Annotated in this window: 1 protein-coding gene; it reads right to left on the bottom strand. The window is 60.0% G+C overall.

The features are described 5' to 3' along the window. Positions 1-453 (bottom strand): nitrate- and nitrite sensing domain-containing protein (locus NWP10_RS12350; protein ID WP_258301097.1); only part of this gene is annotated, 453 nt, incomplete at both ends.

Genomic DNA, 453 nt, shown 5'->3' on the forward strand with positions numbered 1-453 from the left:
GTTCTTTGCCCTGCATCAGGCTGTAAAGGGCCACAAATCGGCCCGCGATGTGCGGATCGTCAATGCTGTCGCTGAGTTGGGGTACGATACTGAGCAGATGACGCAGTATGCGGCTATAGTGTTCCATCGCCTGCGGCGCGGTGACGCGTTGACCTGTAACGCTATCACGCAGCGCCGTCAGCGTCTCAAGGCAGTGCAGTGCGCTGGCAATACGTTCGCAGAGGGCGCTGCCCGGGAGCGGTTCGTTAAACAGAAGGTGCAATGCGGCAAGGTTTTCATCCACCAGGGCCCTGCTGGCCTGGCATTCAGGCGCGTACAATTTGCCCTGCGAGCAGAGCCAGACATTTGACGCACCGCGCTCGCACTGTAGCATATGCACCAGTCGACTGATGCCGTTCACCAGTGCGCCCAGCTGCGCCAGTCTGCCGAGCTGTTCCTCACGCACCATTCTCG

Source organism: Micrococcus sp. HG099, assembly GCF_024723355.1.
Classification (GTDB): Bacteria; Actinomycetota; Actinomycetes; order Actinomycetales; family Micrococcaceae; genus Micrococcus; species Micrococcus endophyticus.